The sequence below is a fragment of the Vibrio sp. RC586 genome (assembly GCF_000176715.1).
Lineage (GTDB): Bacteria > Pseudomonadota > Gammaproteobacteria > Enterobacterales > Vibrionaceae > Vibrio.
The window spans coordinates 89,047-113,714 of the sequence record NZ_ADBD01000013.1; the positions used below are offsets into that span (position 1 = coordinate 89,047).

General features: G+C 46.2%; 19 protein-coding genes. 9 read left to right on the forward strand and 10 right to left on the reverse strand.

All coding sequences use genetic code 11. The annotated features are described in order from the left end of the window. Nucleotides 1-2: 2 nt before the first annotated feature. Both VOA_RS05020 and hppD read right to left on the reverse strand, forming a co-directional pair. Complete coding sequence (locus VOA_RS05020) at nt 3-1,139, reverse strand: homogentisate 1,2-dioxygenase (protein WP_000549745.1); 1,137 nt, start codon at nt 1,137-1,139, stop codon at nt 3-5. Then, the gene (gene hppD, locus VOA_RS05015) at nt 1,132-2,205 is read right to left on the reverse strand and encodes a 4-hydroxyphenylpyruvate dioxygenase (RefSeq protein ID WP_000969498.1); all 1,074 of its coding nucleotides are present in this window, start codon (nt 2,203-2,205) and stop codon (nt 1,132-1,134) included. Before hppD ends, VOA_RS05020 begins: the two co-directional genes overlap by 8 nt. Before the next feature lie 459 nt (nt 2,206-2,664). Between hppD and VOA_RS05010 the strand changes: the two genes are divergently transcribed. Continuing rightward, on the forward strand, nt 2,665-3,771 hold the full coding sequence (locus tag VOA_RS05010; RefSeq protein ID WP_000052814.1) for a tripeptidase T: 1,107 nt from the start codon (nt 2,665-2,667) through the stop codon (nt 3,769-3,771). A gap of 77 nt (nt 3,772-3,848) precedes the next feature. On the opposite strand, the gene VOA_RS05005 is transcribed toward VOA_RS05010, so the two are convergent. The 8 genes from VOA_RS05005 to VOA_RS04970 all read right to left on the reverse strand — a co-directional run bounded on the left by VOA_RS05005 (nt 3,849) and on the right by VOA_RS04970 (nt 14,673). Then, nucleotides 3,849-5,294: a bifunctional NUDIX hydrolase/phosphatase PAP2 family protein gene (locus tag VOA_RS05005; protein WP_000960882.1), complete on the reverse strand. Its 1,446-nt coding sequence runs from the start codon at nt 5,292-5,294 to the stop codon at nt 3,849-3,851. A gap of 31 nt (nt 5,295-5,325) precedes the next feature. After that, complete coding sequence (locus tag VOA_RS05000; protein WP_001273405.1) at nt 5,326-5,802, reverse strand: GNAT family N-acetyltransferase; 477 nt, start codon at nt 5,800-5,802, stop codon at nt 5,326-5,328. Nucleotides 5,803-5,975: 173 nt separating this feature from the next. Further along, complete coding sequence (locus tag VOA_RS04995) at nt 5,976-7,853, reverse strand: propionyl-CoA synthetase (protein ID WP_001277364.1); 1,878 nt, start codon at nt 7,851-7,853, stop codon at nt 5,976-5,978. Between the two features lie 4 nt (nt 7,854-7,857). Then, on the reverse strand, nt 7,858-9,060 hold the full coding sequence (gene prpF / locus VOA_RS04990) for a 2-methylaconitate cis-trans isomerase PrpF (RefSeq protein ID WP_001006412.1): 1,203 nt from the start codon (nt 9,058-9,060) through the stop codon (nt 7,858-7,860). A gap of 8 nt (nt 9,061-9,068) precedes the next feature. Then, nucleotides 9,069-11,675 (reverse strand): Fe/S-dependent 2-methylisocitrate dehydratase AcnD, encoded by a 2,607-nt coding sequence (gene acnD, locus VOA_RS04985; protein ID WP_001087449.1) that lies wholly within the window; start codon nt 11,673-11,675, stop codon nt 9,069-9,071. A gap of 77 nt (nt 11,676-11,752) precedes the next feature. Further along, nucleotides 11,753-12,853, reverse strand: a complete 1,101-nt coding sequence (gene prpC / locus VOA_RS04980) for a bifunctional 2-methylcitrate synthase/citrate synthase (protein WP_032468362.1) — start codon at nt 12,851-12,853, stop codon at nt 11,753-11,755. A 208-nt stretch (nt 12,854-13,061) separates the two neighbouring features. After that, complete coding sequence (gene prpB / locus VOA_RS04975; RefSeq protein WP_000059217.1) at nt 13,062-13,958, reverse strand: methylisocitrate lyase; 897 nt, start codon at nt 13,956-13,958, stop codon at nt 13,062-13,064. A gap of 10 nt (nt 13,959-13,968) precedes the next feature. Continuing rightward, a complete protein-coding gene (locus VOA_RS04970) occupies nt 13,969-14,673 on the reverse strand; it encodes a GntR family transcriptional regulator (protein ID WP_000842729.1) in 705 nt (234 codons plus the stop codon). 534 nt (nt 14,674-15,207) lie between these two features. Here VOA_RS04970 and VOA_RS04965 point away from each other — a divergent pair. From VOA_RS04965 to VOA_RS0118535, 8 genes are all read left to right on the forward strand, one after another. Next, nucleotides 15,208-16,179, forward strand: coding sequence for a tripartite tricarboxylate transporter substrate binding protein (locus VOA_RS04965; protein ID WP_000911055.1), 972 nt, complete (start codon nt 15,208-15,210; stop codon nt 16,177-16,179). Between the two features lie 246 nt (nt 16,180-16,425). Continuing rightward, on the forward strand, nt 16,426-16,923 hold the full coding sequence (locus tag VOA_RS04960; protein WP_001281718.1) for a tripartite tricarboxylate transporter TctB family protein: 498 nt from the start codon (nt 16,426-16,428) through the stop codon (nt 16,921-16,923). A gap of 9 nt (nt 16,924-16,932) precedes the next feature. Next, nucleotides 16,933-18,462, forward strand: a complete 1,530-nt coding sequence (locus VOA_RS04955; protein ID WP_000883979.1) for a tripartite tricarboxylate transporter permease — start codon at nt 16,933-16,935, stop codon at nt 18,460-18,462. 541 nt (nt 18,463-19,003) lie between these two features. Further along, entirely contained in the window at nt 19,004-19,984 is a 981-nt protein-coding gene (locus VOA_RS04950) for a helix-turn-helix domain-containing protein (RefSeq protein ID WP_000994686.1), read from the forward strand. Between the two features lie 276 nt (nt 19,985-20,260). Further along, nucleotides 20,261-20,506, forward strand: a complete 246-nt coding sequence (gene tatA / locus VOA_RS0118525; RefSeq protein WP_000509625.1) for a twin-arginine translocase TatA/TatE family subunit — start codon at nt 20,261-20,263, stop codon at nt 20,504-20,506. A gap of 2 nt (nt 20,507-20,508) precedes the next feature. Further along, nucleotides 20,509-20,883: a Sec-independent protein translocase protein TatB gene (gene tatB, locus VOA_RS0118530; RefSeq protein ID WP_000460645.1), complete on the forward strand. Its 375-nt coding sequence runs from the start codon at nt 20,509-20,511 to the stop codon at nt 20,881-20,883. 60 nt (nt 20,884-20,943) lie between these two features. Continuing rightward, the gene (gene tatC, locus VOA_RS04945; protein ID WP_000108287.1) at nt 20,944-21,684 is read left to right on the forward strand and encodes a twin-arginine translocase subunit TatC; all 741 of its coding nucleotides are present in this window, start codon (nt 20,944-20,946) and stop codon (nt 21,682-21,684) included. A gap of 180 nt (nt 21,685-21,864) precedes the next feature. After that, a complete protein-coding gene (locus VOA_RS0118535) occupies nt 21,865-24,069 on the forward strand; it encodes a hypothetical protein (RefSeq protein WP_001201740.1) in 2,205 nt (734 codons plus the stop codon). Nucleotides 24,070-24,668 lie beyond the last annotated feature (599 nt).

The following is a 24,668-nucleotide window of genomic DNA, read 5'->3' on the forward strand; positions in this document are numbered from 1 at the left end:
CCCTACTCCTTTTTACTCTGCCAACTGTAAACATACTGCCGATTTTCCACTTGCTGCGCAGCTTCACTGAACTGTAGCGCATGGCGGGTATCAATCATCACCGCCACTTCATCAGTGAATTTTTTGCGGTACTCCAGCCCTGCTTGGAATGCTTTCGGATGCGGACCGTGAGTAAAACCCGCAGGGTGGAAAGTCACCATGCCGGCTTCAATATTGTCGCGGCTGAAAAAATCGCCGGCGTGGTAAAACAGCACTTCATCGTAATCATCGTTGTTGTGATAAAACGGCACTTTGAGTGCGCCGGGATCACTTTCAATCGGACGAGGAACAAAAGTACACACCACAAAGCCTTGTCCGACAAAGGTGGTGTGTGCTGAAGGCGGAAGATGATAGCGATGCGACATCAGCGGGCGAATATCTCGCCAGTTCAGGCGCACCACAGAAAGATCGCCATGCCAACCAACCGCATCCAATAGGTTAAACGGGAAAGTAATAGTGCTGATTTGCCCGTGACGCTTTACCTGCACTTGAGTCTGCTGCTCAGAATATTGCGCTCGGAACTGATCATTGATCGAAGGCACGTCCAACACCGCAGGATCAAACACCGCATGATTTCCTACTAAGCCTTTTTCCGGCAGTGAATACACTGCATCGGTGTTTTCAATCATCAGAATAAACATCGGCTCAATCGGCTCTAACCGCCAGTTGGTCGAGCGCGGGATCAGCACATAATCGCCCTCACTGACAACCAGATGGCCATAATCACAATAGAGATCGGCTTTACCCTGATGGATAAATAGCAGTTCATCGCCATCCGCATTGCGCGCCAAGGCTGGCATAGCTTGGGTAAGTTTCCACACCCGCACTTTTACCTCATGGTTGTGCAGTAACAGTGGTACTTGCCAAGGGGATAAGGCATTGACGCCCTCAACATGGTTGAAGTTAAACGCGCGTGGGCGCAATTCGCCTTCCCACTCACTCCAACCTGTGGGTGCATGTTGATGATGAAAATGAGCCGCGGGGCCGAAAAAGCCACTACGCCCCGCCTCACGTTCATAAATAGCGTGCTCAGGAAAGTCTGCATGTGCCTGCCTTGAACAGGTACCTTCACGATGCGGAAAAGTAATCCATTTATGCATCAGTCAATACTCCACGGCGAATTTGATCTTCTTCAATCGATTCAAACAACGCTTTAAAGTTGCCCTCACCAAAACCTTGGTTTCCTTTACGCTGAATGATTTCAAAGAACACTGGACCAATCACGGTTTGGGTAAAGATTTGCAGCAAAATGCCGTCTTTCATCGGTGCGCCATCAATCAAAATACGTAAGTCACGCAGTGCTTGTACATCTTCTTGGTGACCAACCACTCGTTGATTCACTTTATCGTAATAGGTATCCGGCGTTGGCATGAAGTCCATGCCGCGTTCACGCAAGGTCTTCACGGTATGGTAAATATCGTCCGTGCTGAGCGCGATGTGCTGGATCCCTTCCCCTTTATACTCACGAATAAACTCTTCAATTTGCGATTTATCGTCAGAAGACTCGTTGATCGGAATACGGATTTTGCCGCAGGGCGCGGTCATCGCTCGGCTCACCAACCCCGTCAGTTTGCCCTCGATATCAAAGTAGCGGATTTCACGGAAGTTACCAATGCGCTCATAAAAACCTGCCCACTGGTTCATATTGCCGCGCTTCACGTTGTGCGTGAGGTGGTCAATTTCGTACAGCCCCACTTGCGCTTGCGCTAGGCGTTCTTCGCTGTCAGGGTAAAAATGAAAATCGACATCATAGATGCTGTGGTCACCATAACGATCCACAAAATAGAGCAAGCTGTCACCAATGCCCATCACCGCTGGAATGCTCAATTCCATCGGCCCAATCTCGGTTTTGTATTCAACCGCATCATTAGCCAAAGCATGTTTGAGCGCGGCTGCCGCATCTTTCACGCGAAAGGCCATCCCGCAGACAGAGGGGCCATGTTCTTTAGCAAATGCCTCTGCTTGGCTACGTGGCTGAGCATTCACAATAAAGTTGATGTCACCTTGACGATACAGCCAAGCATCTTTGGAGCGGTGTTTCGCGATTTCGGCAAAACCCAGAGAAGTAAACAGCTGTTTGAGGCTTTCAATCCCCTGTTGATCCGCTGCTGTATATTCCACAAATTCAAATCCATCTGTACCGAGTGGGTTTACGCTATCCATCATCATCGTTTCCTTGGTGAGTGTGATTATTTAAACCATGGCTTAAATGCTGGATAAAGAAAATCCCAATCCGTAAAGTAGGTTAGCGAACGTACCAGTCCCAAAAAGTAACAAAATCATTACATTCATCGCAACCCTATTCATTATCATAAAAACATAACCCACAGCCACGCAAAGTGTAAATTCAACTCATTGAATACTAATAAATAGATGAAAAATTCAGCGTATGAACCGATCTCGATAGAGAATCACCCAAGAGTAAAATTCAACGTACAATGTAACAATATTGTTACTTGTGATTCGTCCTGCGTCTCTTTACAACCTCATAATTCACCAAAGTGAGGGTTACTTCACTCAAGCACGTTTCCCCCACCCTTTTTCGGCTTTTTTTTGATTTAACGCATCTTCTGTGAACTCGATTGCAGGCATGGTGACTGCCTCTGTTCTCAAAGAGGTATTCCTATGAGCCTGATTAATACCCAACGTCTTGTTGATCACTTCCTACAACTGATTCAAATCGATAGTGAATCGGGTAATGAAAAGCAGATTGCTGAAACCCTAGCTGAACAGCTGGGTGAACTCGGTTTCTCTGTGCACAAACTACCAGTCCCTGCTGAGGTTTCTAACGGTTTTAACCTGTATGCCCGCCTAGAAGGCACATTGAACGAAAGCATTCTCTTTAGCTGCCACATGGACACGGTAAAACCGGGCAATGGTATCGAGCCTGTGATTGAAGATGGCATTATCCGCTCCAAAGGCAACACCATCTTAGGTGGTGATGACAAATCAGGCATTGCAGCGGTTCTCGAAGCAGTACGTGTTCTGCGCGATAGCCAACAAGCGCACAAAACCATTGAGATCGCCTTCACTGTGCATGAAGAAGGCGGCCTAAAAGGCTCTGAGCACTTCGACATGAGCAAAGTACAAGCGCAAAAAGCGATTGTTCTCGACACCGGTGGCCCAATCGGCACTATCGTTCGCGCCGCACCGGGTCAGCAAAAAATCGTTGCGCTGATCAAAGGTAAGCCTGCCCACGCGGGTTTAGTGCCGGAAGATGGGATCAGCGCGATTTCTGTGGCAGCAGATGCGATCACTCAAATGAAACTGCTGCGTATTGACGAAGAAACCACAGCCAACATCGGTATCGTTCAGGGTGGCCAAGCGACTAACATTGTGATGCCTGAGCTGAAAATTGTGGCGGAAGCACGTTCACTCAACGATGCTAAGTTAGAAGCCCAAGTTCAGCACATGATCGAAACTTTTGAGCGCGCAGCGGAGAAGCATGGCGCACAAGTAGAGATTGAATCCACTCGCGCTTATAACGCATTCAAGTTGGAAGAAGATAACGCGCACATCCAAGCGATTAAAGCGAGTTTCGAAGCGATTGGCGTTGAGCCAAAAACCAAGCTCAGCGGCGGCGGCAGCGATGCCAACAACTTCAATGCGAAAGGGTTAACCACGGTCAACCTGTCAACCGGTATGGCCAAAGTCCACACCACTGAAGAGTACATTGCGATTGCGGATATGGTGAAAATTGCCGAATTCGTTTGCGCATACACAACGGCTTAGACCGCTTTTTATGCGAACCAAACGCAAACCGGAAGCTCATAGCTTCCGGTTTTTTTCTGGCTCTTATTCATCACTCACTAAGCTGCCGTGATCTCCGGCGTTTTTACGTGGCGGCGTACCAACACAGCAAACAACAAAACCAGCAATGGATAGCGTAATGTTTCACCGACCAAAGCGTACAGTGAACTATGATTGAACGGCTCAATCGCAAACGAGATCCCCTCATTAGCGAGTAGTAACAATGCAATCATCAGCAACACATCACGTAAAGAGAGTGACGCTGAGCTAGGCTTTAACACAGTGACCAATCCGGAGATGGTCACTAACAGTGCTAACCATTGAGTAAAAATGGGTTGTGGCCAGATCAGAGACAGTGTTGCACAAGCAATTGTTATCCCCCACCAAACGGGTTTCGAGCTCAACAAAGATTGCACATTCACTCCAGGTTTAAGATCAAGGCGAATAATATGCCAAGCTACTAACGCACCAAATAGCGCCCCTGCCGCAATATCACTGATAAACGCGCTACCCGAGTAAAAAGAAGCAAACGAGAGCCAAGCAAAAACCCCCACCCAGACACGCATAACCCAACGGTAAGTAAACTCTTGTTGCACATGCCATAACAGAACGCCTAAACAGCTCCACAAAGCTATGGGCAAGTTAGGAAATGCAAAACCATAACTTGGAAACAGTTCTAACCCTGGTTGATATACATGGGGTCTAGGCAACGCAAAGCCTTGCTGGGCAACCAAACAGAGCAGTGATGTTACCGTCATAGCAAACATAATTTTGTAGCAATAAGGTTTACCTAGCTGCCAATAGATGAAAGGAAACAGAACTAAACCAATGACCGGAAGATTAAAAATCATCCCAATCAAAATGAAATTTTGCAGCCAAGGTAGACTCTTTTGCACTTGCTTGAGAGTCAATTGCAGTTGATTGAGCCATTCAAGTTCAACTTGCTGAAATTTAGGGGCAGCTTTGTACAATTCCGCGACATAATCAACAGATTGATCTGAACTAGCTTCAAACATAACAACAATGGATTGCCACTGTTCGGAATAACGATATTCCGTAGGATTCACATGGCTCGGCGTGATCAGCATGGCGGAAATGGTCTCCACACCGTAATCAGGTGCAAACCAAACGGGAAGTTCATAACCACTAAAGCCATTTTTGTATGAATAGGCGATGATCTGAGATTCGCTAATACACTCATAAACCAACGTGGTTGCAGTGCTTCCAAGCAGGCGGCCAACTGAAACCACCATACCCGTTTCTTGCCATGTTTCACGCTGAGCCGCCATTTGCGGTGCTTCATCCGATTCGATAGTCCCACCAGGGAGTGAAAGCTTTCCGGTCAGTACCTCTTTCGTCATCACCAATTTGTTATCGCCACGAATCAGACATAATGCGCCACGATACTCGCTCTCCTGCACAGGATTGGACAGCGCCGAAAAAGAGATCCCCAAACTCAAGGTGAAACCCAACACCAACAAAAGTGCGCGAACATTTACCAACAAGGTACTGTTTCCTTTTAAAAAACGAACTGACTTAAACAAGCGGCTTACGTAACCAATGGATATGCTGAACAAAACCAGCACACTGGTAAAAATTTTGGGCGGACTGGTTAAAATCCCAGACTTCAACAAACATCTGCTTCACCCCGTAATCTTTGAAGACGCGCTCTAATTTATGACATAGCTGACTGGCAATCCCTTGTCCACGAAATGCCGGAACCACATAGAGTTCATCGACACTGCCCATCGCAACCGCTTGACTTACGGTTGAAACCAGCTCACAAAAATGTCCTGTAATAAACCCAACTATCAGCTCTCCCTGCCTCGCGACATACACTAAACATTCAGGATCATCCAGATAGCGAGCGATACTCTTCTCTTGCTCAATCTCTTCCGCGGTTTTGAAATGTTCAGGACACTGCTGATGGTGCTCATCATGCAGCTCAAACATCAACTGATTGAGTTGCTCTAAGTCTGCATCGCTTGCAGCCGAGAGTGAGAAGTTAGCCATTTTGTGATTTTTATCAATTTATAGTGGGGCGAAATTGTATAGGAAGTGCAAAGAAAAATCAGCTTTGTCTGTAGGGATTTTGTGCAATCAGGTTGTTATCTTTGTCACATACATGAGATGGGTAACTAAAAAGTGCCCCAATAGGAGCACTTTCTCAGTGTTAGCATGCGAAATCAGTGTTGAAACACTTTTTCCAGTTCATTCAGACTCATTGGATCATCAATCGTAGAAGGGATGGTATAACTCTCGCCATCGGCGATTTGGCGGATGATACGGCGCAGAATTTTGCCTGATCGCGTTTTCGGTAAGCGCTCCACCACCATGGCATGTTTGAAGCAGGCCACCGCACCTATCTGATTGCGCACACTGGCCACCAGCTCAGATTCCAGCGTTTGTGCATCAATTTTCACCCCATCTTTCAGTACCACTAAACCCAGTGGCAACTGCCCTTTCAGCTCATCATGAATGCCAATCACTGCACATTCCGCAACAGCCGGATGGGCGCCGACGATCTCTTCCATTTCCCCCGTCGATAGTCGATGACCCGCAACGTTGATCACATCATCAATGCGTCCCATGATGAAGAGATACCCTTCTTCATCGAGATAGCCACCATCGCCCGACACATAGTAACCAGGAAATTGTGCCAGATAGCCCGACTCAAAACGGTCATGGTTGCGCCACACGGTTGGCAGGCAGCTTGGGGGCAGTGGCCGTTTCAGTGCCACAAAACCTTGCTGATTGGCGGGCATGTTTTCGCCAAGCTCATTAAGAATCTCCACCTGATAACCGGGGATCGGTTTGGTTGCCGAGCCTGCTTTGACCGGCATAGATTCAAGACCGGTGGGGTTTCCGGCGATCGCCCAGCCTGTTTCGGTTTGCCACCAGTGATCGATCACTGGCTTGCCAGTTTTGGCTTGTACCCACTCCAAGGTCGGCGGGTCAAGTCGTTCTCCGGCCATAAAAATGGTGGTTAACGCCGACAAATCGTACTGTTTTAAGTACTCGCCATTCGGATCTTCTTTTTTGATGGCACGAAACGCGGTCGGAGCAGAAAATAGCGCAGTCACTTGGTATTCCTGACACACTCGCCAAAACGCGCCGGGATCGGGTGTACGTACCGGTTTGCCTTCATACAAAATGGTGGTGCAGCCATGGAGCAGCGGCGCATACACGATGTAGGAGTGACCGACTACCCAGCCCACATCCGAAGCAGCCCAAAACACCCCGTCTTGCGGCATGTTGTAGATGATCTGCATTGAATACTTGAGCGCGACCGCATGGCCGCCATTATCCCGCACTACCCCTTTCGGTTTGCCAGTGGTGCCTGAGGTGTAGAGGATATACAGCGGATCGGTGGCTAACACAGGCACGCAACCGTGTGGCGTGGCCGATTGCACGACCGTGTTCCATTCCAAATCACGAGCATGAGTGAGCTCAGCGCGACATTCGCTGCGCTGATAAACCAAGACTTTTTCGGGTTTCCAGCGGCTATCCATAATGGCTTTATCCACCATGGGCTTGTAGGGAATCACCTTATTGATTTCCACGCCGCACGAGGCGGTCATGATCACTTTCGGCTCCGCATCTTCAATCCGCACTGCCAGCTCATTCGGTGCGAAGCCACCAAACACGACCGAGTGAATGGCGCCCAAGCGCGCACAAGCCAGCATCGCCATGGCCGCTTCTGGGATCATCGGCATGTAGATGATAACGCGATCACCTTTGCTCACCCCCTGTGCGGCCAGCATGCCAGCAATTTTCGCCACACTGTCACGCAGTGCCGAGTAGCTGTAGCGCTGCTTTTTGCCCGTCACGGGAGAATCGTAAATCAGCGCGGTGTGATCGCCACGGCCTTGTTCACAGTGATAATCGAGTGCTAACCAACAGGTATTGAGCACGCCATCAGGAAACCAGCGCTCAATACCGTGCTCGTCATTGGCCAAAATAGTTTGCGGCGGTTCAAACCAGTCGATCTGCTGCGCTTGTTTACGCCAGAAGGCTTCGGGCTGCTCTTTCGCCCATTGATATTGCTCTTGATAGGCAGACATCGCATTACTCCTTGCTCTCACTGAGGGCAGCGTAATTTGCGGGAACGCGTACCCATCCTTCCATTAGAATTCTGGCGCTACGACTCATGATCGCGCGCTCAATTTGCCACCCTTGCTCGCTTTGCTTGGCTTTCGCTCCCACTTTTAAGGTGCCGGAGGGATGACCAAAGGTGACTGACGTACGCTCACCGCCACCCGCGGCCAAATTGACCAACGTGCCCGGTACTGCTGCTGCAGAGGCAATCGCCACAGCGGCCGTGCCCATCATGGCGTGATGCAGTTTGCCCATCGAGAGCGCACGCACCAGCAGATCCACCGAATCCGCTTCTACTGGCTTACCGCTTGAAGCTAAGTAACTTTTCGCGCCGCTGACAAAAGCAATTTTTGGCGTGTGTTGGCGGCTTTGCGCTTCTTCTATGTGCTCTACCAGCCCCATTTTCAGTGCGCCATACGCGCGCAGCGTTTCAAACTTCGCCAAAGCTTGTGGATCACTGTTGATCGCATCTTGCAGCTCAGTACCTTGATAACCGAGCGCTTCGGCATCGACAAAAATGGTTGGAATGCCCGAGTTGATGAAAGTGGCGTTGAACGTGCCGATACCCGGCACTTGCAAATCATCCATCACATTACCAGTTGGGAACATGGCGCCGCTATCATCCGCAGGATCCACAAAATCGACCTGCACTTCGGCAGCCGGAAAGGTCACGCCATCGAGTTCAAATTCACCGCACTCCTGCACCGCGCCATTGACAATCGGTACATTCACCACAATGGTTTTGCTGATGTTGGCCTGCCACACTTTCACCGCCACCACACCATTGTGCGGAATCCGCTCAGCGGGAATCAGCCCTGCGTGGATCGCAAATGGCCCCACGGCGGAAGAGAGGTTGCCGCAGTTTCCGCTCCAATCAACAAACGGCTTATCTATTGCCACTTGCCCGAACAGATAATCTACATCGTGATCCGCGCGTGAACTGACACTGACAATCACGGTTTTGCTGGTGCTCGATGTCGCGCCGCCCATGCCATCAATCTGTTTACCGTAAGGGTCAGGGCTACCAATCACTCTCAGCAACAAGGCATCACGGGCAGCTCCGGGCTGCTGCGCTTCAAGCGGCAAATCGTTCAGACGGAAAAATACCCCTTTGCTGGTTCCGCCACGCATGTAGGTGGCAGGAATACGAATTTGTGACACTGTCTCGTTCATACTGCCTCCTACTGCGCCAAAAAGTCTTGCGCGAAGCGTTGCAACACGCCACCGGCTTGGTATACGTGCACTTCATCGGCCGTGTCCAAACGACAAGTCACCGCCACATCCAGCTTCTCGCCGTTTTGTCTGGTCACGACTAGTGCTAAATCTGCACCAGGTTTGATCTCACCCACCACATCAAACAGCTCAGTGCCATCCAACGCTAACGAGTGGCGATTGACACCCGATTTAAATTCCAGCGGCAGTACGCCCATTCCGACCAAGTTGGTGCGGTGAATGCGCTCAAAGCCTTCTGCAACAATCGCTTCAACGCCGGCTAAACGCACGCCTTTGGCCGCCCAATCACGTGATGAACCTTGCCCGTAATCTGCTCCTGCAATCACAATCAGTGGTTGCTTGCGGTTCATGTAGGTTTCAATCGCTTCCCACATGCGGGTTACTTTGCCTTCCGGCTCAATACGCGCGAGCGAGCCTTGCTTGATTTGCCCGTTTTCTTTGACCATTTCGTTAAACAGTTTCGGGTTGGCAAACGTGGCACGCTGCGCAGTCAGATGATCGCCACGGTGGGTGGCGTAAGAGTTAAAATCTTCCTCCGGCACACCCATTTTGGTCAGGTATTCCCCAGCAGCGCTGCTCGCCAAAATGGCATTGGAGGGCGATAAATGATCCGTGGTGATGTTGTCACCCAAAATCGCCAGTGGTCGCATGGCTTTCAAGGTACGCGGTGCCGCGAGCGCTCCTTCCCAATACGGTGGACGGCGAATATACGTGCTCATCGGCCGCCAGTCATACAGCGGTGAGCTCGCGCTTTGTGTCTCATCGAGTTTAAACATCTGGATATAGATCTGCTTGAACTGCTCCGGCTTGACCGCGCGGCCAACAACGGCATCAATCTCTTCATCACTTGGCCATAAGTCATTGAGATAAATTGGCTTGCCTTGCGCATCGTGACCCAGCGCGTCACGCTCTATATCAAAGCGCATCGTGCCTGCTATCGCATAAGCCACCACCAGCGGCGGCGAAGCCAAAAACGCTTGCTTGGCGTACGGATGAATACGGCCATCAAAGTTGCGGTTGCCAGACAGCACCGCCGTAGCGTAGAGATCGCGTTCAATAATTTCTTGTTGAATGGCTGGGTCGAGCGCGCCACTCATGCCGTTACAAGTGGTACAGGCATACGCCACAATCCCAAAACCAAGCTGTTCGAGTTCAGAGAGCAGCCCAGCTTCTTGCAAATACAATTTGGCGACTTTCGAGCCCGGCGCGAAAGAGGTTTTCACCCAAGGTTGGCGTTTAAGGCCGAGCTGATTAGCTTTTTTGGCGAGCAGCCCTGCTGCGACCACGTTACGCGGGTTACTGGTGTTGGTGCAGGAAGTGATGGCGGCGATGATCACCGCGCCATCAGGCATCAAGCCCTCTGCTTGTTGTGCGTCTCGTTGCTGAGCAGGTATCGCAATGCCGCGCGCGCTCAGATCTTTGGTCGGCAAACGGCGATGCGGATTGGAAGGCCCCGCCAAATTGCGCTCAACACTGGAGAGATCAAACTCCAGCACACGTTCGTATTCCGCGTGCTCTAAGCTGTCCGTCCATAAACCTGCGGCTTTGGCATAGCTTTCAACCAAAGCGACTTGCTCTGGCTCGCGGCCAGTCAGTTTTAAGTATTGAATGGTCTGTTCATCAATGTAGAACATGCCGGCGGTCGCGCCGTATTCCGGCGTCATATTGGAGATGGTCGCGCGATCGCCGATGGTCAGCGCTTTCGCCCCTTCGCCAAAAAACTCCAGATAGGCTGAGACCACGCGCTCACGGCGCAGAAATTCAGTTAAAGCCAACACAATATCGGTTGCGGTAATACCCGGTTGGCGCGCTCCGGTAAGTTTCACACCGACAATATCTGGCAAGCGTATCATGGAAGGGCGACCAAGCATCACAGTTTCCGCTTCAAGGCCGCCCACGCCAATCGCCAGCACACCGAGTGCATCGACGTGCGGCGTATGGCTATCCGTGCCTACGCAAGAATCAGGGAAAGCCACACCCTCTTTCACCTGTATCACCGGCGACATTTTTTCGAGGTTGATCTGGTGCATGATGCCGTTACCAGCGGGGATCACGCTGACGTTTTTGAACGCGGTTTTACACCACTCGATAAAGTGGAAGCGATCTTCGTTGCGTCTGTCTTCCACCGCGCGATTTTTCTCAAACGCATCAGGATCGCAGCCGGAATACTCCACCGCCAGCGAGTGATCGACAATCAACTGAGTCTCGACCACAGGATTGACTTGCGCTGGGTCGCCGCCTTGATCGGCTATCGCATCACGCAAGCCCGCTAAATCGACCAGCGCGGTTTGGCCGAGAATATCGTGGCAAACCACGCGCGCGGGATACCAAGGGAAATCAAGATCGCGTTTACGCTCAATAATTTGCAGCAGACTTTCGCTCAATTGTTCCGGCGGGCAGCGGCGCACCAAATTTTCGGCCAGAATACGCGCCGTGTAAGGCAAGGTTTGGTACGCGCCCGGTTTTAACGCCTCAACCGCCGCTCGCGTATCAAAGAAATTGACCTGAGATTGCGCAGGGCTTGGCGATAAGGATTTACGATACAGACTATTCATTATTTTGCTTCCATTGCTGCAGGCCATTGGAATGGCTCTGAACCCTCCGATGGAGGGTTCGTTGTACTTGTTCAGCGTTAGCCACGCTGTTCAATCGGCAACCAAGTTTGATGCTCAGGCCCCACATAATCCGCACTTGGGCGAATAATTCGGTTGTTGGCACGCTGCTCATAAACATGCGCCGCCCAGCCGGTTAAACGGCTCATCACAAAGATTGGCGTGAACAATTTGGTTGGAATGCCCATAAAGTGATAGGCCGAAGCGTGGAAGAAGTCCGCATTACAGAACAGATCTTTCTCGCGCTTCATCACTGCTTCCACACGCTCAGAGACAGCGTAGAGATGAGTATCACCCACTGCTTCAGAAAGCGCCTTCGACCACTCTTTGATTAAGGCGTTGCGTGGGTCACTCTCACGATAAATCGCGTGGCCAAAGCCCATGATTTTTTCTTTGCTCGCCAACATGCGCATGATGCCCGCTTCCGCTTCATCGGCACTGTGCCACTGCTCAATCATCGCCATCGCAGCTTCATTCGCTCCACCATGCAAAGGCCCGCGTAGCGTACCAATCGCGCCCGTCACACAAGAGTGAATATCCGACAAGGTTGACGCGCAGACTCTTGCCGCAAAGGTAGAAGCATTGAATTCATGCTCAGCGTACAGAGTGAGCGAACAGTGCATTACTTTTTTGAACAGCTCGCTCGGCGCTTGGCCAGTGAGCATTTTGAGGAAATAGCCTCCAATCGAATCTTCACTTTGATCGGCGGTATCAATCCGCACCCCGTCATGGCTGAAGCGATACCAGTAACAGATGATCGCAGGGAACAGCGCCAACATACGCTCGGTCGCTGCTTGTTGCTCAGCAAAGGTATGTTCAGGCTCAAGGTTGCCAAGAATGGAGCAGCCCGTGCGCATCACATCCATCGGATGCGCTTCAGCAGGGATCAATTCCAGTGCTTGTTTAAGTTTTTCGGGTAAACCGCGCAGGCCAATCAAACGAGTTTTGTACTGATCCAGCTCCGCTTGCGTTGGCAAATGCCCTACCAATAGCAGGTGCGCGACCTCTTCAAATTGAGCATGATGGGCCAAATCGGTAATGTCGTAACCACGGTAGGTTAACCCGGTTCCCGTTTTACCCACAGTACACAAAGCGGTGCTTCCCGCGCTTTGGCCGCGCAGCCCAGCTCCGCCTAACTCTTATGCAGCAGACATGTCGAACTCCTTTTCTGACTCTCCTTTTGGTGCTAGCGCACCGACCTCTTAGTGTCCACCTTCAGGTGTTTTAGGAGAGCAATTTCACGTTATTGGGTTTAATGTTCTCTTACTCGCGCAGCCACATTGGCTGTCAAACCTAAGAGAGGGTTGTTTTCCTTGGGCTTCCCTCGACTTAAGAGGGTTGTGAAAACAGCTGATCCAGCTTGTCTTCGTATTCGTGGTAATGCAGGTAAGCGTAGAGCTCTTTGCGCGTTTGCATTTGATCGAGCAACGCTTCCTGATTCCCGTGTTCCAGCAGATGGCGATACACATTTTCCGCCGCCTTATTCATGGCTCGGAAAGCGCTGAGTGGGTACAGCACCATATCCACATTCACTGCCGCCAATTGCTCACCGCTGTAAAGGGGTGTCTGACCGAACTCGGTAATGTTGGCTAAAATCGGCACAGGTTTACCTGTGGCACTACGCAGTGCCGTCGAGAACTGCTCGTACTGTTTCAGCTCGGTCATGGCTTCGGGGAAAATCATGTCCGCGCCTGCTTCCACACAAGCAATCGCACGTTCAATTGCGCTGTCCATACCTTCTACCGCTAAGGCATCGGTGCGCGCCATGATCACAAACTCAGGATTGATGCGCGCATCCACTGCCGCTTTTACGCGATCCACCATCTCTTGCTGGCTAACAATCGCTTTATTCGGACGATGACCACAGCGTTTCTGCGCCACCTGATCTTCCATATGCACGGCTGCAGCTCCGGCTTTTTCCATCGCTTTGATGGTGCGAGCAATGTTAAATGCGCCGCCAAATCCGGTATCAATATCCACGAGCAAAGGCAAATCGCAGGCGTTGGTGATGCGTTCCACATCCACCAAAACATCATTGAGAGTGGTGATGCCCAAATCCGGCAAGCCGTACGAAGCATTGGCAATGCCACCGCCAGAGAGATAAATCGCTTGATGGCCGATACTTTTCGCCATCATTGCGCAATAAGGGTTAATCGTGCCGACGATTTGTAGCGGATGATGGGTTTTCACTGCCAGCCTGAATTTGGCGCCAGGACTTAAACTCATGGGATTCTCCTTAACCTTGTTGTTGGGCATCCAGCACTATGTGTTGTTCGATCAATTGACGACTGCGCGAGATGTGTCGACGCATCAGCATTTCGGCCAACTCTTCGTCTCGTTGGCGAATCGCACGCAGAATAAATTTGTGTTCTTCCAAAGCTTCTACCGGACGCGAATGCGAACGCGGCGATTGGTAACGATACATGCGCAGCAAGTGGTAAAGCTCATCACACAGCAAGCCAATCAGTTGTTGATTGCGGCTGGCTTGAATAATTCGGTAGTGGAAATCGAAATCACCCTGCTGGTGAAAGTAAGAAGCGCCTTCAACCTGATCGATATGAGTGGAATGTGTCGACAATAAGCTTTCTAAGCCCGCGAGTTCGATTTCGGTAATATTGCGAGCCGCCAGCCTTGCAGCCATGCCTTCCAGTGCTTCACGCACTGCATACAGCTCAACCAATTTGGTGGGTGACAATTGAATCACTCGCGCACCGATGTGCGGAATGCGTTCAATCAGCCCAAGCCCTTCCACTCGCATTAACGCTTCGCGCAGTGGGCCGCGGCTGACTTGAAACTGTTTGGCAAGTTCAGGTTCAGAGATTTTACTGCCCGGCGCGAGCTGACCTTCCACAATGGCTTCAATCAGATATTCGGTTAGGTTCTCTGATTTGGTGCTCTCTTTTTCTGTGCTCAGCTGACGAGATAAGTTACTACTTTTCATCAATCGTAATTCTCACTTCGCACCTAGATCTTTGTACCTAAGCACTCATTAATAACAATTCGGCCTGATGAAAAAATAGCCCACGCAAGTGTCAACAATCAAGCCCATTGTCGACAATATAGACTAAGGTATAAAAACCGAATAAAAGCACAAAAACCAATAAACTCTTTAAAAACAATAAATAAAGATAACACCACCCTTTAATCACTTCGTTAAGGCTTGAGAGATAGCTTAAAGAGTTGTCTACACAATCAATGCCTTCGACTTCAAAGCAGAGTGAAATCAAGCCATGAACTTTATGAACAAAATTGACCTAATGACCAATATTGTTTTTATCGACAGATTAAATACATTTCATTAACAGAGAATTAACCTTAATGGCATACCAAAGCATCGGTATTAGTGATAAGGGAAATCCCCCGCCACTTAACTCAAACGACATGTGGTCGTGAATCTACCGCTTGTAGTAAGAGATAACACAAAACGATAAGCATCAACGAGCAGTATGATGCACCGACATAAGGAACGTGAAACATGTTGAAGTTTTTCAAACCCTCCCTCACCGCAGCCGTTTTAGCCGCTACTTTTTCTTTCTCCTCTCTCGCGGCTGACATTGAAAAAATCCACTTTATCGTACCCGGTGGTGCAGGTGGCGGTTGGGATATGACCGCACGCGCCACAGGCGATGCGCTCATGAAAGCGAAATTGGTGGGGAACGCTTCTTACCAAAACCTATCCGGTGGTGGTGGCGGTAAAGCGATTGCTCACCTGATTGAAACGGCTGATCGTCAGCAAGATACCTTGATGGTGAACTCAACCCCGATCGTCATTCGCTCACTGTCTGGCGTATTCCCTCAATCCTTCCGTGACTTAACTCCAGTAGCTGAAATCGTGTCTGACTACGGTGCATTCGTCGTAGCAGGTGATTCGAAATATACCTCTTGGGAACAAGTGGTCGCAGATTTCAAAGCCAACCCAAAACAAATTAAAATCGCAGGTGGTTCTGCGCGCGGCAGTATGGACCACTTAGTGGCAGCGGCGGCCTTTAAAGGCCAAGGCTTGGATCCAAAAGAAGTGCGTTACGTGGCTTATGATGCGGGCGGCTCTGCAATGACAGCTCTGCTCTCTGGCGAAACTCAAGTGCTTTCAACGGGTCTGGGCGAAGTGCTGGAGATGTCGAAATCCGGTCAAGTGCGCGTTCTGGCGATTACTTCTCCAAAACGTTTGGAGATCGCACCCGATATTCCAACCCTTGCTGACTATGGCAACCCAACCACGTTCGTAAACTGGCGTGGCTACTTTGCAGCACCGGGCGTAAGCGCAGAAAAAGTGGCGGAGTGGAACGATATATTCAAGAAGATGTTTGCTAGCGAAGAGTGGAAAGTTATTCGTGACCGTAATGGCTGGATTGACAGCTACAAAGGTGACAAAGAGTTTTACGCTTTCCTTGAAGAGCAAGAGAAGCAAATGGGCGATCTGATGCGTGAACTCGGCTTCTTGAAGTAATTGCAACAGAAGCGGAGCAATCCGCTTCTCTCACCGTTTGCCGAGTAAACGTACACACCGTCACTCCTTTGTTTATGGGTAAAATTTGCGGGGTACTCCTTTGACATGTAGTCCCCGCCGACCCTGACACCTCGACTCTGCCGGCAATGGTATCGGCAGTGTGACAGGTTTAGTTAATCCCCATTTATTAACTTGTGTTTACTCGGCTCTTTCTCGCACACCGTTCACAAAACCATGGAGTTGGATATGTCGGACCTGCCAACCAAAATTTTCACTAAAGATTACTTACTCTGTCGTGACCGAGTGGGAGCCATGCTATTCCTGCTGTTCAGCCTTGGTTACGGCTATCAAACCTCACTGATCACCATGTTTCCGGGTGATGAGCTCGAACCGTTTAACGCTCGAACTCTGCCTACCATTTTGACTTATGCGGGCATCGCCCTGTCGCTATTACTGCTTGTTGTTGGGCAACCTGACAAGAAAAGTGGCGCAGTACTGGAGTTCAATTGGAAGTTGTTGATCAGCTTTTTAGTCTTGATGGCGCTGTATGGTCTCGGTTTAACGTATCTGGGCTTTGTGATTGCCACTTCTTTGTTCCTCATGGCCGGTTTTTACCTGTTGGGTGAGCGGCGGAAAAGCATTTTATTGGGGGCATCATTCCCTTTCGTGATTGCCTTTTATTTGTTACTGACCAAAGGACTGGATGTGTATCTGGAGCCGGGTCATCTGTTTACTTTCGGATAGGAAATCATCATGTTAGACGGAATTTTACAAGGGCTGGCAACGGCGGTAATGCCGACCAACCTGATGATGGTCATGATCGGCTGCTTCGTCGGCACTTTCATCGGTATGTTGCCCGGCTTAGGCCCCATTTCAGCCATTGCGCTGATGATCCCAATTACTTACGGTTTGGAACCCGCCTCTGGCCTGATTTTGATGGCCGGCGTTTATTACGGCGCGATTTTTGGCGGTTCAACCTCTTCCATTCTGATCAACGCACCGGGGTGTTCTTCAACGGTAGTGACTGCGTTTGACGGCTACCCAATGGCGCAAAAAGGCCAAGCGGGTAAAGCTCTGGCACTCGCTGCTTACGCTTCGTTCACCGGCGGTACACTCTCAGCCATTATGTTGCTGTTTGCAGCGCCTGCACTGGCCAAAGTATCACTCAGTTTTCAATCGTCCGACTATTTCGCACTGATGTTGGTCGGCCTTTCAGCCGTAGCCGCCTTTGCGGGTAAAGGTCAAGTGATCAAGGCATGGATGATGACTGTACTCGGCTTAATGCTTTCCACAGTCGGTATTGATAAAGGCATTGGTGTCGAACGCTTCACTTTCGGCCTGACCGATTTGATGGATGGCTTTAGCTTCCTACTCTTAGCCATGGCAACTTTTGCCCTTGGTGAAACCTTGATGGGTATTTTAAAACCGGACGGCGATAACAGTGCCAACGAACAAGAGCAGATGAAAAACATCGGTAGCATGAAGCTAACCAGAGAAGAAGTGAGAGAAGCCGCACCGGTTTCACTGCGCTCCTCAATCCTTGGTTTCTTCACTGGCGTTTTACCCGGTGCAGGCGCAACCATTGCGGCTTTCTTGGCTTACGGCATGGAGCGTAATCTCGCCCCAAAAGATAAGAAAGAAGAGTTCGGCCATGGATCTATTCGTGGTCTGGTTGCACCAGAGTCCGCCAACAACGCAGCATCAAGCGGCTCATTCGTTCCCCTCTTAACGTTGGGTATCCCAGGGTCTGGTACGACGGCAATTATGCTTGGTGCATTGATTGCTTACGGTATTCAACCAGGGCCACGTCTGTTTGTTGAGCATCCCGATATTTTCTGGTCAGTCATCATCTCAATGTACGTGGGTAACATCGTACTGCTGATCCTTAACTTGCCGTTGATTCCGTACATCTCCAAACTGCTGGCAGTACCGCGCACTGTACTGCTGCCGATGATTCTGTTCTTCTCCATCACTGGCGTGTATTTGGTATCGTTCAATACGATGGATGTGTATGTGATGATTCTGGTCGCGATGGGCGCAATTGCTCTGCGTCTAGCGAACTTCCCACTCGCCCCCCTACTGCTCGGCTTTATTTTGGGTGGTTTGATGGAAGAAAACTTACGCCGCGCGTTGATCATTACCGATGGTGAAATCAGCTTCCTGTGGGAACGTCCAATCACTTTAGCCTTTACGGCATTGGCGATTGTAACGCTACTCAGCCCACTGTTTGGCCGCTTGATGGAACGTAAAAAGCGTCTAACAGGTATGAAGCTACCCCACTAATTAAAAAAGCTTATTCTTAACGAAAATATGAACGCGCCACCATGAAGGTGGCGCGTTCATATGAAAGTATTTTAAAAAGAAATGAAAGAAGAAAGTCTTAAAAAAACCAAACCAGTAAGCATCCTGATCAATATTAAACCAACCGCTTGATCACTCTTTGGTGGGCAGAGAATCGAGATAGGAAGTTGAATTCGCACAATACAATTGGGCAATAATATACATTTAAAACAAGAATACACAGCTCACAATGGATACCATTAAAAAGAACATATCCACAAAAGTGATACATCAGTTCCAGTTCTATAAATTTTAGATGACAAATCACAAAATACCGATCATAAATTAACCTATTGTTTTAAATGCAAAAAAACTATCCGATTTATAAAAGATAATTTTTTTTTCATAAGAAATAGGCAATCTAAAGATAATCAAACTAGATATGCCTTTGCGGTGAAAATCAAAATAAATAAGATATTTTTCTTCGCGAATTTACAATTTATAATCACAAGAAATAGCAGAAACCTATGCATGGAACAGATGAATGAATGCAGTGTTTAGACAATATCTAAAAGAAATGAGGAATGAGCTCGGCCTCACGCAATCTGAAGCGGTAGAGTTATTAAATACTCAGGGAGGAGACCTAAAAAGTATCGACTGCGTAACCTTCAGCAGATGGGAACGAGGTATCACACAACCTACCCTTGGTCGGAGGGTCAAAGTGCTTAGAGTATTCAGATATGATTTACTCGACTATCTGTTACAAGAGGCGGAGGCTCAAACTTCAGAAAAGAAGTATCAAAGCCGGGTTAATCATTTCTCTCTATCAATAAAAAAGAGATACCAAGGGGCGACTACTATTGTTTCTAGCGTCAATTATAACAACATCAATACTAACCTTGGTGATGTGCAGGAGATTTCAGTAAATAGTTCAAATAGGCACTATTTTCTAGATATTCTTCATAATTTTCATATACAAACAAGGTTTTCGGATGAACCTCTGAATATCAGAGAGATAGACATTAGCGATTATGTCAAAAAAAGCCGCGCCATTGCATCAATGTATATGCTAGGTGAAGATATCGTTGGACACAATATATGTTTTATTTTTAGAGTAGATACTCTTTCAAGTGAGATCCAACGCATAAACAACTGTAACCTTTCAATAAACTCTATAGAGTTACAACAATCCGTCCCTCTGAGTAAAAATAGAAACTACTCCTACTTATCTATTAGTCATCATGCAATGACAGAAGAGACTTTTTTTAAACAGTTAAAATCTGAATTTACATATCTAATCAAAAACACCAACATACATAATTATTACTGTCAAGTTTCCGTTGAATGCTTTGTCGATGTCATGTTAAAGATGGGCTTCAACATCGTTGCTTGGGAAGGTGAAAGTGATATAGGAGCAATCAGTGTTGGATCAAAAAAATATATGACGGCGATTATGCATATAGATACATGTGAACTATTTTCTCAGCCAGAGTTTTTTTACATTATAAACCACCCTCTCTATTAGAGATGAACATAACCAGCATTAACATTGCTAGATCTAATTAGGTCAGTAAAACCTACATCATCTTATATGTGTTTGTCTATTCAATAGCAACAAGCACCATACAGACACATTAATTAAGCATTAAATAAATTAGCCATTAGCAAAGAAGCACAATAAAAAATTAACACTGCTATTCAACAGAATGAAAAATGAAATTATTATAACCATCAGATATGTTTCTCATTTAAAAATGCCGAAGAATAAGGCATTAAACATTTATTATTAAGAGGTAAATCTATGGGTGGTGTGAGTATTTGGCAACTTCTGATTGTAGCTGTCATTGTAATACTACTATTTGGAACAAAAAAACTGCGTGGAATTGGTGGTGATTTGGGCGGTGCTATTAAAGGTTTTAAGAAAGCGATGAGTGAAGATGACCCTGTGAGAAGTAACAAAGATTTGGATTTTGAACTAGGAGGACTAGAAGATCATCAACCAAATAAAACAGCTACTGAAATGAATAAAAATAAAGAACTGGTGTAACTGTGTTTGATGTGGGTATCGGGGAGTTAACTTTAATTTCTATAATTGCCATAATTGTCATTGGTCCAGAGCGCTTACCTGATGCTATTCGTCATGTGTCGCGCATTATTAGAGCGACAAAACGCACAATAAATAACATCAAGGATGAATTCTCAGAGGACTTGGATCTCATAGAGTTGAAAGCACATATAAGTAAAGCGAAACAACTCGACATGGATACGTTCTCATCTGAGCTAGAAACTTCAGCACACTCGGTCAACATTACAATAGAGCCACCACCGATTGAAGAAAAACCTAAGCAAACAGTAATGGAGCCTGAATCAACCCATCAAGAAAAGCAGCTTAGCCTTAACTTGGCGAATAACAAAGCTGAATAATCTCGTGATAAGAAGTAATTCTTAGTTGCTCCTTTTCCATTCTGTTTAAAAGAGGTTAACATGTCTACCACCAAACAGGTTCCGCCTTTAATTTCCCATTTATTAGAGCTTCGTAATCGTCTGCTATATTCTATACTTGCCGTGCTATTAGTTTTTGCCAGTCTCATTTTTTTCTCTAACCACATTTACGAATTTATCTCAGCGCCTTTGGTTGAGCGCCTCCCATCTGGAACAACCATGATAGCAACGGATGTCGCATCGCCATTTTTTACCCCACTAAAACTCACATTGATTGTTTCAGTGTTCATCGCAGCACCACTTATTCTTTACCAAATATGGGCATTTGTTGCTCCTGGATTGTACATGCATGAACGTCGTCTAATCATTCCATTACTACTTTCAAGTTCTTTATTATTCTATGCCGGTATTGCATTCGCTTACTTCGTAGTATTTCCTTTAGTATTTGGGTTTTTTACGAGTATTTCATTAGGTGGTGTAGAGTTTTCAACTGATATATCGAGTTACCTAGACTTTATCCTTGCTTTATTTATGGCTTTTGGAATCGCTTTTGAAATTCCTATTGCAATTATTCTGTTATGTTGGTCTGGAGTAACTACACCACAAAGCTTGATAGATAAGCGCTCATACATCATTGTTAGTTTATTTATTATCGGGATGCTACTTACCCCTCCAGATATTGTTTCACAAACATTATTAGCCATTCCAATGTATCTCTTGTTCGAAATAGGAATTCTATGTTCTAGGTTTTATACACCCAATAATGAAAATAAAATTCATTAACATTTTAATGATCTCAAGTTATAGCATAGCAAATAAGAACACCCTTATATTCCCCGTGCCAATACCAATTAATGATAGATATATTAAAATTAAATGGTGAAAGATTGGCAACTATAAATAAAAGTTGTCATTTTATTTTTCGCCATACAAATATTTATTTTCATTAAAGGCATATTAATTATGAGAGCTAAATTTGACCCTTCGAAAAGAAGTTTTCTAACCTATTCCTCCATTTCAGCATTAAGTGCAGTTGCTGGATTTGCATTTGTCCCTAATACTGTTTATGCAGCTGTATGCGACATATCAACATCGACTGACATTCCAACATTAGAAGATCTTGATAAGATTAATTTCTACACTAAAAGTACCAATGCTCTTGCCTGTGTAGGATATCCCAAACAGTACTTTGAAGAAGCTATTGATGAAGTACAATACATTTCTAGTGTAATGTTCAATGAAATCATTAAAGATGTATTTAATGAAAAACATCGGTACATAGCTCAACTTCTTGGTGAAAATATGTCACCAAACCAACAAGTCCTTGGCATGTCAGATAAAATCAATAATGTTTGGAAAATCAAAGAAAAGCATAAAAGTTACTTGACAGAAATAATGCCTGAGTTTATTGCCCAAATGATCCAAGGGGTATATAGCAATAAGGATGAACTGGAAAAATTATCTCGAGAAGAGAGGAAACAACTTAATTCATGGAATATGTTTGGTGTTAAGTCAAATATAGAAAATGAGAAAGAAACAAGTAACTTCAAGAATCTGATGAGTGATCTTTATAGCATTGCTGTATCTTTTGCCAGTGGATCACTTGGCCATAGGTTACACCGTTATAAAATGTCTAACCCTACTAAATGGGCAAATGATTTATACAACTGGTACCTTGAAGAACCAAAACTAGAAAATCGCATAGATTCGATGGTAATAGGTAGAGTAGATAATTATAGTATTCAACCAGCATTTCAGAATACGATGAGCTTGGTTGGTATAATTGGTATTTTAAGCCGTGCAGGAAAAGATAAAGGAGAAAGTGGGCTATCATCGGAAATAATTAAAAAATTTGAAGACACTCTCTATAACACAATCGCATTAGCAACATCTATGAGTACAAGGTGGGGAGATTCATCACAAACTTATGCTGCTGTAAATAATGAAGAGTTAATCAAAGAAACTCTTCATACATTAAAGACAAACAGTAACAAAGAAATTGAAAGCTTTTGGAAGAATTTTTTCGATAAACAAAATGAAGAAGAATTTGTTGCAAAACTTTCATCTCTCGATTGGGCTAATACGTCTATCTTCAGTGATCAGAGTGTTTCCATGCTCCAAAAGATTTATCCTGAATTTAAAGATGATATTACATCCAGCACGGTTCCTGTTAAACTAAGAACAAGAAGAAGTCTGGCAGACAATAACCTTAATAGTTTAAAACAGACGAGAAACCCTATAATAAAATACGCACAAACTAGACTAACAAAAAGAATATTAATTGGGTCTAGTACTCGATTAGCGCCTACTGCTATGCTAAATACATTTTTATTTCTATTTAGCTCCGCTCATCATATGTGGGCTATCACGTCATCTGATGAACAGCCCACAGGTTTTGGCGCTAAACTTGGCATCGCGACTCAAATGTTTGACACCATTTCTAGCATTGGCTACTACGCAGCTGTAGAGGCTATTTCTGCTTACATGAAAAAAATGTCACCTACTAGCTTAACCAAAGCAACTATGTATTTTGAAAAATATGCCACATTCTGGTTAGGGGCAAGTAATGCTAAAAAGCTGATTAATAGACCAATACAAAATATAGCTCATGCTTTATTTAATCAAACCATAATTGCAAAGCTTGTTACCAAAGTATCCTTTATCCTTTCCGCTGTTGGACTATATTATGCCGTAGATGCTTTGATTAATAGTGTGAACTCTCTAGATATATCCTCTATCGTATTTGAAACACTTAATGTTGCCGTATCAACGATTGGTGTGGTATCTGGATTTACGGCACTACTGGGGTTGTCTTGTGCTGGTCCATTAGGTATCGTTGCTCTCGTTGCTGGTGGAGCTGTTTTATTGGCTAAAATTCTCTATACATTATTAAAACCGAAATTTAATCCGACCCCGATCAACGATTTTACTCTTCAAGTATTAAAGCCAGAAGATTTGATATACGGTCCAAAAGGTCAGTTTCTTTCTATTGTGGATGACTCGAATGGTTTCAAATATGCAAAACGCACATCATTTAAAACATTAGATCTCGTTGGACAAAATAATGTCAACTTAGAGTTAAAAGGAAAAATTAGCTTCCCTAGATCAATTGTCGTTTCAAATTCATATAAAAATTCTGGAAAGTTTTTTCTTTTGAAAGAAGTATAAATCAAAATTATGCAAAAGCTAGCTATCAATACTTTGACAAGATAGAGTCATTAGGGTTTTCAAATGAACTTCCATGGGGCGGAGCTGATCGAGATATTACTTCTGTTATCGCAGCCGTTGAATCAACGAGTAAATATTCAGAAACAAATGCACTATTTCTATGTAAATTAAGAAACGGTAAGAATGCCATCTATTTAACTGCTGGTTTAGATCGAGCACCAACTTACAGAGATAAAGTTAGCAATGGAATTGAATTTGACGATGAAATTGAAGACATTGTTGCTATCTCTGATCAGAAATATACCGTTTTCTTGGTCGCATCAAAGCGTAATCTGTATCAAGTAAACAGTTATTACAAAGCGAAAAAAATAAAAAGTAACATTCTGGAAAACAACCAAAATATCATAAGTGAGATTGAGCTATTATCTGCAGGTGATCTTGCTCATCTTTTAATAAGATACAATACAGAGGATGATTTAGAGTCAAAGCAAGCGCAACTTTACACAATTAGTTGTAGCGACCCATATTGGAGCGAATACTATAATGTTAATGAAAGTGTATGCTTCGAAATTGACTCAACTGAAAAAATCCTTAGTCGC

Bases quoted from the DNA above. Each gene is read 5' to 3' on its own strand.
- VOA_RS05020 (WP_000549745.1), bottom strand. From the start codon at position 1,139: ATGCATAAATGGATTACTTTTCCGCATCGTGAAGGTACCTGTTCAAGG.
- hppD (WP_000969498.1), bottom strand. From the start codon at position 2,205: ATGATGGATAGCGTAAACCCACTCGGTACAGATGGATTTGAATTTGTG.
- VOA_RS05010 (WP_000052814.1), top strand. From the start codon at position 2,665: ATGAGCCTGATTAATACCCAACGTCTTGTTGATCACTTCCTACAACTG.
- VOA_RS05000 (WP_001273405.1), bottom strand. From the start codon at position 5,802: ATGGCTAACTTCTCACTCTCGGCTGCAAGCGATGCAGACTTAGAGCAA.
- VOA_RS04995 (WP_001277364.1), bottom strand. From the start codon at position 7,853: ATGTCTGCCTATCAAGAGCAATATCAATGGGCGAAAGAGCAGCCCGAA.
- prpF (WP_001006412.1), bottom strand. From the start codon at position 9,060: ATGAACGAGACAGTGTCACAAATTCGTATTCCTGCCACCTACATGCGT.
- acnD (WP_001087449.1), bottom strand. From the start codon at position 11,675: ATGAATAGTCTGTATCGTAAATCCTTATCGCCAAGCCCTGCGCAATCT.
- prpB (WP_000059217.1), bottom strand. From the start codon at position 13,958: ATGAGTTTAAGTCCTGGCGCCAAATTCAGGCTGGCAGTGAAAACCCAT.
- VOA_RS04970 (WP_000842729.1), bottom strand. From the start codon at position 14,673: ATGAAAAGTAGTAACTTATCTCGTCAGCTGAGCACAGAAAAAGAGAGC.
- VOA_RS04965 (WP_000911055.1), top strand. From the start codon at position 15,208: ATGTTGAAGTTTTTCAAACCCTCCCTCACCGCAGCCGTTTTAGCCGCT.
- VOA_RS04960 (WP_001281718.1), top strand. From the start codon at position 16,426: ATGTCGGACCTGCCAACCAAAATTTTCACTAAAGATTACTTACTCTGT.
- VOA_RS04955 (WP_000883979.1), top strand. From the start codon at position 16,933: ATGTTAGACGGAATTTTACAAGGGCTGGCAACGGCGGTAATGCCGACC.
- VOA_RS04950 (WP_000994686.1), top strand. From the start codon at position 19,004: ATGAATGCAGTGTTTAGACAATATCTAAAAGAAATGAGGAATGAGCTC.
- tatA (WP_000509625.1), top strand. From the start codon at position 20,261: ATGGGTGGTGTGAGTATTTGGCAACTTCTGATTGTAGCTGTCATTGTA.
- tatC (WP_000108287.1), top strand. From the start codon at position 20,944: ATGTCTACCACCAAACAGGTTCCGCCTTTAATTTCCCATTTATTAGAG.
- VOA_RS0118535 (WP_001201740.1), top strand. From the start codon at position 21,865: ATGAGAGCTAAATTTGACCCTTCGAAAAGAAGTTTTCTAACCTATTCC.